This is a genomic window from Streptomyces sp. NPDC058289 (assembly GCF_042880975.1).
In the GTDB taxonomy this organism is placed as follows: domain Bacteria; phylum Actinomycetota; class Actinomycetes; order Streptomycetales; family Streptomycetaceae; genus Streptomyces; species Streptomyces stoeckheimensis.
Genome location: NZ_JBHVYI010000090.1, coordinates 22975 through 32755 on the forward strand (window position 1 = coordinate 22975; position 9781 = coordinate 32755).

The 9781-nt window shown below is 76.2% G+C and carries 3 protein-coding genes; 1 reads left to right on the top strand and 2 read right to left on the bottom strand.

What is annotated here, in order from left to right; genetic code table 11:
* Positions 1-1829 precede the first annotated feature (1829 nt).
* Positions 1830-4607 carry an SCO5717 family growth-regulating ATPase gene (locus ACFVX6_RS32995; protein WP_389697738.1) on the top strand — a complete coding sequence of 926 codons (2778 nt, stop codon included), beginning with the start codon at positions 1830-1832 and terminating at the stop codon, positions 4605-4607.
* Positions 4608-4722: 115 nt separating this feature from the next.
* Here the strand turns inward: ACFVX6_RS32995 and ACFVX6_RS33000 are convergent, their stop codons facing one another.
* Both ACFVX6_RS33000 and ACFVX6_RS33005 read right to left on the bottom strand, forming a co-directional pair.
* Positions 4723-5679 carry a bifunctional riboflavin kinase/FAD synthetase gene (locus tag ACFVX6_RS33000; protein ID WP_389697740.1) on the bottom strand — a complete coding sequence of 319 codons (957 nt, stop codon included), beginning with the start codon at positions 5677-5679 and terminating at the stop codon, positions 4723-4725.
* A gap of 56 nt (positions 5680-5735) precedes the next feature.
* Positions 5736-9491, bottom strand: coding sequence for a serine protease (locus ACFVX6_RS33005; protein ID WP_389697742.1), 3756 nt, complete (start codon positions 9489-9491; stop codon positions 5736-5738).
* Between the last annotated feature and the right edge of the window lie 290 nt (positions 9492-9781).

Genomic DNA, 9781 nt, shown 5'->3' on the forward strand with positions numbered 1-9781 from the left:
AGCCGGGGGTGCGCGGGGCGGCGAAGCCTTGGGGTTCAGGGGTGCCGACCAGCGGAGCCTGGGCGCCTCGAGGTTCAGCCTCACGAGGGACCCTGGGGCTTGGGGTGGGCACTCGGGAGGTACCAGTTCGAGGGATACGACTCGGGGCTCCCCGGCTGGGCGGATCGGTGTGTACGGGCGCCCGGGAACTCCACGGACCGATAGTCCGCGGAAAGGTCTGCGCAACAGGCAGTCCGGGAACCAGTCGCCGTGGTGCGCGACCCGGGAACGGGCAGAGCATGCGCGACCGTGGAAGCGGCGGCCTGCCGACGGGCCGACACCGTGCAGGCCACTGAGCAGCAGGCCTAGAACCGGCGCTGCGGGGAACCGTCAGGCCGCAACCAGCAGGCCGGGACCCGCAGTGCTGGGAACCGGCAGAGCCGAACCACAGGCCGGGAATGGCAGGTCGAGGCCAGCAAGCTCGGAACGGCCACGTGGGAACCGTCGGACCGGAAGGGCGAGCGGGGAACCGGCAGAGCGTGCTCAGACGTGTCACACACCGACAGGGGCCGACCTACCAGAGCGGGGCCGGCAGCAGGCAGAACCGCGTACGCCGAGAACCGGTGGACCGGGAAGCTCTGCACGGCCAGTCGAGAACCAGCAGACGGGCACGAGCCGGCCGAGAACCAGTGGGCGGAAGGGAACGAGCTGGTCGGGTACAGCCGCGGACCGGCCCGGGCAGGTCGGGCGCGGTGGACCGGAGGGGGTGGGTCGGGAACCAGCGGAGCATGCACGGCATGCCATCAACGGGCGGCCTGGGAACCGGCAGTGCCCGGACGCAGGCTGAGCCAAGCAAGCCAGGACCGATGGGCCAAGGCCAGGCAAGCCCCGAACCGGCAGGCCACCGCCCTGACAGGCAGGCCAAGAACCGGCAGGCCGAGCCCAACGGGCCCGGGTGTCGACAGGCGAAGAGCAGGCATGACCGGATTTGGCAGCCCCGGAGGCGGCAGCGCCGGGATGGGCAGACCAGGAAGCCGGCAGGCCGAACCGAACAGGCCCGAGAGCGACGGGCCAAGGCCAGGCAAGCCGAACCGGCCGGCCCGGGACCAGCAGCGCTGGAACAGGCAAGCCAAGAACCTGCTGGCCGAGACGAGCGGGCCCGGGGCGGACGGGCCAAGAGCAGGTCGGCCCCGAACCGGCGGGACCCGAACCGGCAATGGCGGGACCGGCGGGCCGGAAGCGCGCGGCGCTGGGACGGGCAAGGTCTCAACGGCGCGCCGGGCAAGTGCGGACGGGTTGGGGACCCACAGGGCGGGAACGGATGAGTTGGGGCCGGCACGCACTCCGCGGCTCAGTTGTGGGGGCCGACACGCACGCGGCGGCCGGATTGTGGGGGCTGGCACGCACGCGGCGGTGGTCCCCAGCGCCAGGGCGCGGCGGGCAGGCCGGGAGAGCGGGGCGGCCATGGCGGTGTGCCGGACCGGAGGTCCCGGTCTTGGCGGCGTGCTGGCCTGAGGGGCGGTCTTGGCGGCGTGCTGCGCCTGAGGGAGCGGCCTTGATGGTGTGTCGGACCGGAGGGAGCGGCCATCGTGGCGTGCCGGACCGGAGGGGCGGCCTTGATGGCGTGCCGCGCGCCGGAGGGGGCGGCCATGGTGGTGTGGCCGCGCCTGAAGGGGCTGGGATTGGCCGGGGATGCGGCCGTATGGGCAGGATGGAGGCGGCCCGCACCCCATGGTCGGCCTCGGGTGTGGGCAGACGGGGGCGGATACCGGCTGCGGGACCCGATTAGGCTGGGCGGCGGCGTGGCGCGGTGGGACGCCGGACCAGTGTTCGACATACCAGGAGGACCAGTGAGCGGCGATCGGAACGAGAGGCGCGGCGGGACGTGGGACGTCCCGACGGACGATCAGTCCGACGCGGAGCCCGAGCTGACGGGCGAGTTCACCATCGACTACACCCCGCCGGCCTGGTACACGCAGGGCGCGGCTCCGGCGGCCGCCGCGATCCCGGGCCTGCCCGAGGGCAGCGGCTTCGAGCCCCACCGGCCACCGTCGGATCTGGAGACCCCTCCGACGATGCGCATTGCGCCGCCGGCTCCGCGCGCGGTCTCGAACGCACAGGCACCTGCCTCGGCCGTGCCGTACCCGGGCACCCCCGACGCACCCACGGCGCTGACCGCGGACTCCGAGGCCGCACCGTACGCTCCGGCCGCCGGCACCTCCGTGCCGCCGCACCCGTCGGCCCCGGGCACTGCCGTTCCGCCCTACCCGCCCGCCCCGGGCACCGGACTGCCGTCGTACCCGGCCACCCCGGACAGCTCTGTCCCGGCCTACACCCCGGCCCCCAACGCCCCCCGGCCGTCGTACCCGGCCGCCCCGGACAGCCCCGCTCCGGCCTACACCCCGGCCCCCGACGCCCCCCGGCCGTCGTACCCGGCCACCCCGGACAGTGCCGCCTCACCGCACACACCGGCCCCCGGCACCGGGCTGCCGTGGCGCCCGTCGGACCCGGGTGCCGAACTGCCGTCGAGCCCGGCGGCTTCGGACAGCCCCGCCACGGGCTACGACCCGGCCCGGGACTCCGCGCTCCCGTCGTACCCGGCGGCTCCGGGCAGCACCCTGCCGCCGGCCCCGTCGGCCTCGGACGGCGTCGTGCCGGCCCAGGCCTCGAGCCCGGACAGCGGACTGCCGCCGTACCCGGGTGGCCCGGTCCCGTCGCACCCGTCCGCCTCGGACGCCGCCCTGCCGTCGGTCCCGGCGGCCTCGGACGGGGTCGCTCCGCAGTCGGCCGCGTCCGCTGACCAGGCGTGGGGCGCGCAGGCCCCCGCTGCCGCCGGTCCGGCGGGCGCAGAGGCCTCGCCGGGCGAGCCGTATGCACCCGCGCCCGCCAACGCCGAGGGGACTCAGGGCACGGAGAGTGTCGCAGCGGAGGCGCATCCGGACGGGGGCCTGCCCGATCGGGACTCGTTGAGCGACCCGTACGCATCCCGGCCCACCGGCCCCGAGCACGGCGCCCCGACCGCCCGGCCGGACGCATCGGCTTCGCACGCCGCCCACCCGCCGTACGAGAACCCCGCGCCGGTCGACGCCGCGCCGCCCGCTGTCGTGCGTACGCCCACTCCCCCCGCGGGGACGGTCATTCCGGCTCCGCGCACGACGGACACGTTCGAGGGATCCGCCGGAGCCGACCCGGCATCCGGCGCCGAACTCCCGCGGTGGCCTTCGGAGTTGACCTCACCCCCGAGGTCCCCGGGGTCTCCGGATCCTCAGGCCGGGTACGACATCCTGCCGCCGGCCCAGCCCCAGACCCGGCCCCAGATGCCGGACGCCGGGTACGGATTCCCGCCCGCGCAGCCACAGCAGCCGCATCAGCCCCAGCCCCAGCCCCAGCAGTACGCCGACCCCCGCGGCGGCCAGTGGCAGCAAGGTCCCACCGGCCCGCAGGGGCCGCAGGGCCCCCACGGGCACGACCCCCGCTACGGCGCCCCCCAGCCCTCCGGCGGCGCCCCCCTCGGGTACACCGCGGCCGTCGAGCTGTCCTCCGACCGCCTGCTCCGCGGCAAGCAGAAGGCCAAGAGCGGCAACAACGCCTCCGGAGGCGGCCTGTTCCGCTTCGGCGGCAAGGCGGCCGAGGCGGAGCGGCGCCGCAAGCTGGAGCTGATCCGCACGCCGGTCATGTCCTGCTACCGCATCGCCGTCATCAGCCTGAAGGGCGGCGTCGGCAAGACCACGACCACCACCGCCCTCGGCGCCACCCTCGCCACGGAGCGCCAGGACAAGATCCTGGCCATCGACGCGAACCCCGACGCCGGCACCCTCGGCCGCCGCGTGCGCCGCGAGACCGGGGCCACGATCCGGGACCTGGTCCAGGCGATCCCGTACCTGAACTCGTACATGGACATCCGCCGGTTCACCTCCCAGGCGCCCTCCGGGCTGGAGATCATCGCCAACGACGTGGATCCGGCCGTCTCGACGGCCTTCAACGACGAGGACTACCGCCGCGTCATCGAGACGCTCGGCCGCCAGTACCCGATCATCCTCACCGACTCGGGCACGGGGCTCCTCTACTCCGCCATGCGCGGGGTCCTGGACCTGGCCGATCAGCTGATCATCATCTCGACCCCGTCGGTGGACGGCGCGAGCAGCGCGAGCACCACCCTCGACTGGCTCTCCGCGCACGGATACGCCGACCTCGTCTCGCGCTCCCTCACGGTCATCTCCGGGGTCCGCGAGACCGCCAAAATGATCAAGGTCGAGGACATCGTGCGACACTTCGAGACCCGCTGCCGCGGTGTCGTCGTGGTCCCGTTCGACGACCACCTCGCGGCCGGCGCCGAGGTCGACCTCGACATGCTCCGGCCCAAGACGCGCGAGGCCTACTTCAACCTCTCCGCCCTGGTCGCCGAGGACTTCATCCGCGCCCAGCAGCAAGCGCCCCCGAACCACTGGGGCCAGCCCCAGCCGCCCCAGCAGCCCTACCCGCAGCAGCAGCCGCCGCAGCCTCACCAGCACCAGCAGCCGCAGCCCCCGTACGGGCAGCAGCCCTACCCCACCCCCGGCCAGCCCTGGCCCCAGCAGCCCGGTCAGCCCCAGCCCGGCGGGCCCCCGCGCGACCCGCGGCTGGGCTGACGCAGCCGGCACACGCACGAGGGCCCGTACCGCCCCCGGAATCCCCGGGACGATACGGGCCCTCGGCCGTTGTCCAACCGCTCGTCAGACTGCCAGCCCGTCAGGCCTCAGGCCGTCAGCGCTCCGCGTCGTACGAGTCCGTCAGCACCCGCGCGCGCTTCACGTCGTCGGCGATGGCCTCCAGCAGCCCGTCCAGCGACTCGAACTTCGCCATCCCGCGCACGTAGGCGAGGAAGTCGACGGCCACGTGCATGCCGTACAGGTCCAGCCCGATCCGGTCGATCGCGTACGCCTCCACGGTCCGCTCGGTCGCGTCGAACTGCACGTTCGTGCCGACCGAGATCGCCGCCGGCATCCGCTCGCCGTCCGCCGTCAGCCAGCCCGCGTACACTCCGTCGGCCGGGATCGCGGTGTGCGGCTGCGTCTCCACGTTCGCCGTCGGGTAGCCGAGCTCGCGCCCGCGCTGCGCACCGCGCACCACGACGCCTTCGACCCGGTGCGGGCGGCCCAGGATCTCGGCCGCACCGTCCATGTCGCCCTGCGCCACGAGCTTGCGCGCCAGCGTGGAGGAGAACGGCACGCCGCCGCCGGCCTCGCCGCGCTCGACCAGGTCCACGACCTCGACCTCGTAGTCGTAGGTGGCGCCGAGCTGCCGCAGGAACTCGACGTTTCCGGCGGCCTTGTGGCCGAAGCGGAAGTTCGGTCCCTCGATGACCGCCAGCGCGTGCAGCTTGTCGACGAGCACCTTCACGATGAAGTCGGCCGGGGACAGCTGCGAGAACTCCGCCGTGAAGGGCAGGATCAGCAGCGCGTCCACGCCCAGCCCGGCCATCAGCTCGGCGCGCCGGTCGTAGGGGGCCAGGATCGGCGGGTGGCTGCCGGGGCGGACGACCTCGCTCGGGTGCGGGCTGAAGGTGACGACGACGGAGGGGACGCCGAGCTCGCGCGCCTTGGCCACGGCGCGTCCGATGATCAGCTGATGACCCCGGTGGACGCCGTCGTAGGAGCCGATGGTGACGACGCCGCGTCCCCAGTCCTGGGGGATGTCCTCCAAGCCACGCCAGCGCTGCACTGTGACCGCTCCTCGCCCGAACCCTTTAGGCCCTGTCCTGGTTGCCGATTGCAGGTCTAAGACTGCCATGCCGGTGGCCGCTGCCCATCATCGGCGTCGTCCCGCGGGGACGCGCTGTGAGCGAGGGTCTCGACGGTCCGGCGCGCGCTCGGCCCCAACAGCGCCGCCGCCTCTTGCGGCGCCCGCTCCAGCCAGCGGGCCACGAGTGCGCCGAAGGCCGGTTCTGCCCGCGCCAACTCGACCGTGCGCCGCTCGAAGACCGCCGGCCCGCCCGGTGCCCGCAGCAGTTGCCGGCCGGTGCGCCGCAGCAGGTCCCGGGTGCGGTCGGGCGCGCCCGCGGCCGCCCCCGCCGCCAGCGCCCCGAGGAAGGTGTCGAGCACCGACGGGTCGAGCTCCTCGCGGAGCAGCGCCTCGGCGAGCTCGCCGCGGAGCGTGTACGAGGACTCCGTGCCCGGGGCGGCCAGTACGCCGGCCAGCGCGGCCCGTACCGGGGGCGGACCGGAGTCCAGCAGGTCCCGTACGAGCGGGCGGAGCACGGGGGCGGCGGCCAGGCCCTGTTCGAGCCGCCGGTCCACGAACTCGGCGGCGTGCGCGGCGTCCTGCGGGTGCCGCGCGAGGTGGTCCCGTACGAGGTCGGCCGCACGCCGTGCCAGGCCCGGCGTGGTCAGCGCGGCCAGCGCGCGCACCACCTCGCCGTCGGCCCGTTCCCGCAGGGCGGCGAACACCGCGTCCGGGTCGGGCAGCACGGGGAGCGCGGCGACCAGTGCGGCGGCGGGCAGCCGCAGGCCGCGCCCGGGGTCGCGGAAGCAGGCGAGGGCCTCGGGGAGGTAGCGGGCCCGTGCCTGGGGGTCGCGGAGCAGGATCCCGAGGGCGCTGCCGTGCAGGGAGGCGTCGCCGGGGCGGGCGAGGAGGGCCTGAGCGGCGTAGCGCAGCAGCTCGCGGTCGGCGGGGGTCCGCACGTGCGGGGCGGTGAGCGGCCCGTACGCGGCGGCCGCGACCCGGCGGCCGGGCCGCTCGTCGTGGGCCCAGCGGTCCACGGCCCGGCTGAGGGCGGAGGGCTCGTCCTCGGCGAGTACGGCGAGCAGCTCGTCGGCGCGGGGGTGCGCGGCGGTGACGAGCACCTCGGCGAGGTCGTCGACGGCGAGGTGGCGATGGGTGTGGAGCAGGGCCTGCGCGGCGGTGGCGACGGTGGCCCCGGGCCGCCCGAGCAGCCGCCGCTCGTCGCGGAACCAGCCGCAGAGCAGCGGCTGCACGAGGCGCGGCGCGCGGACCAGCCGCCGGGCGGCGGCATCGAGGAGGCGGTGGTCGTGGGGCAGCATCCGCCGCAGGAGCTCGAACCGGTCCTCCTCGGCGACTCGCACCCGGGTCCAGAACCACGCCCCGAACTCCCCCTCCTCGTCCTCCCGGCCCTGACCGGGCTCGGGCGGGCCGCCGGGTTCGGTGATCCCGCCGGTCTGCGTGCCGCCGCCGTAGGCGGCCTCCCCGGCGGCCTCCCCGGGGCGGAGGTGCCCCGCCGGCCCGCCGGGTCCGCCGGCCCCCGGGTCTCCGCCCTGGGCGGGGACCCGGGGGTGCCCGGTGGTACCGGGTCCCGCCCACGCGGTGGTGACCGCCGGGCCCGGGATCCCCAGGGCGCCCGCGTACGCCGCGGAACCGGCCGGTGTCTGATCCGACGTCAGGTCCGCCGACGTCACGGGCTCCGGCGTCGGACCCGCCGGTGTAGGGCCGGGTTCGTGCTCCCCGCCCGGCTCGGGCCTGGTCAGGTGGGTGGTGAGGGCGTACAGGACCGGGAGGTACGGCGTCGCGTCGGGGACGCGGAGCAGGGTCTCGCCGACGAGCCGGGCGGCCCACCAGCGCGCCTCGGGGCCGGCGGTTCCGTCGAGCAGGGCCACGAGCCGCTCCAGTACGGCTGCCCGCTCCCCGCGCGGAAGCAGGCCCAGGGCCTCCAGCACGGGTCCGATGCGGTGGCGGGGAACGTCCCGGCCCAAGGTGTCCAGCGCGGCGGGGAGATCCAGGTGCGCGGCCTGCACCCAGTCGGCGAGCTCCTCGTGGGCGAAGCGGTAGCCCTCTCCGGCGGGCACCAGCAGCCCCTCGGTGAGCACCGCGGAGGCCCATCCCGACCGCCAGGGGAACAGTTCCTCGAAGGAGGCCCGGTCCACCTGTCCCTGGCCCGGCCCGAGACACCGCCGGGCGGCTTCGTGCACCCGCCCGGCCACCCGCGCGGCCAGCCGGCCCGCCCCGGGCCCGTACACCCCGGCCGTGTCCGGCCCGTCGGCGCCGACCGGGTCCGCGGCCCCGCCGACACCGGGTCTACGGGGCTGCGGCAGCGCGCCGGACACCCGGACGGCCACGCGCAGGCACAGCAGGTCCAGGTGCGCGGCGAACACCTCGTCACGGGACGGACGGCCGGCGGTGACCCCGGCCGCGCGGACCTCCGCGAGCAGCCGCAGGGTGAGCGGGTGCCGGGCCCCGGCTCCCGGGACGGCGTCGGCCGGGATCCCCAGCCGGGCCCCGGCGAGCGCCGCCTCCTCGGGGGTGAGGTCGCCGACCGGGACGGCGGGCGGCAGCCGGCGGGCCGGCCGGGCCGGGGTCCGGAGCATCCGCGACGGGTAGAGCCGCCCCGCCGACTCCCAGTACTCGGGGCGGGCGGCCACGGCCAGCCGGGCTCCGGTCGCGTCCAACCAGGCGGCGGTGGCCGCGGTCCACGGCCCGGCCCGCGCCGCGAGCCGCGGCGGCATCTCCTCCGGCCCGTCCAGGACGACGAGCAGGGCCCGCCCGGCCGAGGTCACGAGCGCGGCCAGCTCCGACGCCGGGTCCGCCCCCGGAGCGGCGGCCGGCACCTCCAGGATCCGCCCCGCCTCCGCCAGTGCCCGCGCCACCGCGTCGCCCAGCGAGGTGTCCCCGACTCGTAGGTCGGCGCCGCGCAGCCAGAGGGTCGGGGCCGGGCGCGGGCCGCGGGCGCGGCGGACCGCCAGGCCGGCGAGGGCGGTCGTGCGGCCGGTGCCGGGGCGCCCGATCAGCGCGAGGACCGGGCGGTCTCCGGCGGTGAAGGCGTCCAGTTCGGCCGCGATCTCCGGGCGGTCCACCGGCTCCGGTCCCCCGGCGGCGAGGGCCGCGCCCAGGGTGGTCCCGGTGAGCTGCAGGGCTCCGGCGAGGTTCAGGTCGGCGCCGTGGCCCGGCACGGTGGCGGCGTTTCGTTCCAGGAGTGCGGCGAGGGGTCCGCCCGGATCGGCGGCGGCCGCGGCCGTGAGGGGCACGGCGAAGCCGCCGGAGCGGTGCTCCGCCTGCAGAGCGGTGCACAGGACTGCGAGCACCGCTCCGGTTCCGGCGTCCAGCACCGGGCCCCCGCAGGCCTCGCCGCCGAACCGCAGCGCGTCGCGGCCGTCGGTCCCGATGGCCAGTTCCAGCGCGGCCGGGAGCAGGTTGAGCCGGTCCGCCGCCGCCGCCGCCGTCCCCGTGGAGGTCGCCGCGTAGGTGGCCTCGGCCCCGCCGAGCACCCGCGCCTGGCGCCAGCCCCGCGCGGACAGCCGTACGTACGTCCCGGGAGCGATCGCCCCCCGCGGGGCGACCGGCAGCGGCCGTACCCCGAGCCCGTCGCTCCGTACGAGCGCCAGCCCCAGCTCCGGCAGGGCGGTCACGTCCGAGGCCCCCGCCAGCCAGGTCCGCTCCCCCGACGTCGGCCCGTGCAGGACCACCCGGGCCAGTCCGGCGACGGCCTCGTGGCTGGTGAGCACCGTCCCTCGGTCGTCCGCGACGAACCCGCTCCCCCGCGGCCTCCCGGCGAGATCGCAGATCCTGATCAGTTCCGCCGTCACCGCACCACTCCCCGCCGCGCGTGCCCCGTAGCCACGACGGTAGGCAGGTGAAGATCAGCGGGAACAGCACGCGAGGCGAAAGCGCCCCCTTACGCTCCCTCCATTCACTCCGAGCGCCTGCTCGGACGGGTGAATAAGGGGCTCCGGATGGATAGAGACCTACCCGAGGGGGGTCGTGGGGGGGGGGGGGGCCGGGGGGGGGGGGTGGCCCGCCCCCCCCCGACAAGGAAAACCCGCGCCCCCGAGCGCCCCCCGCCCACCCAAAAGAGAAAAGGAGGACAAGGAGCAGC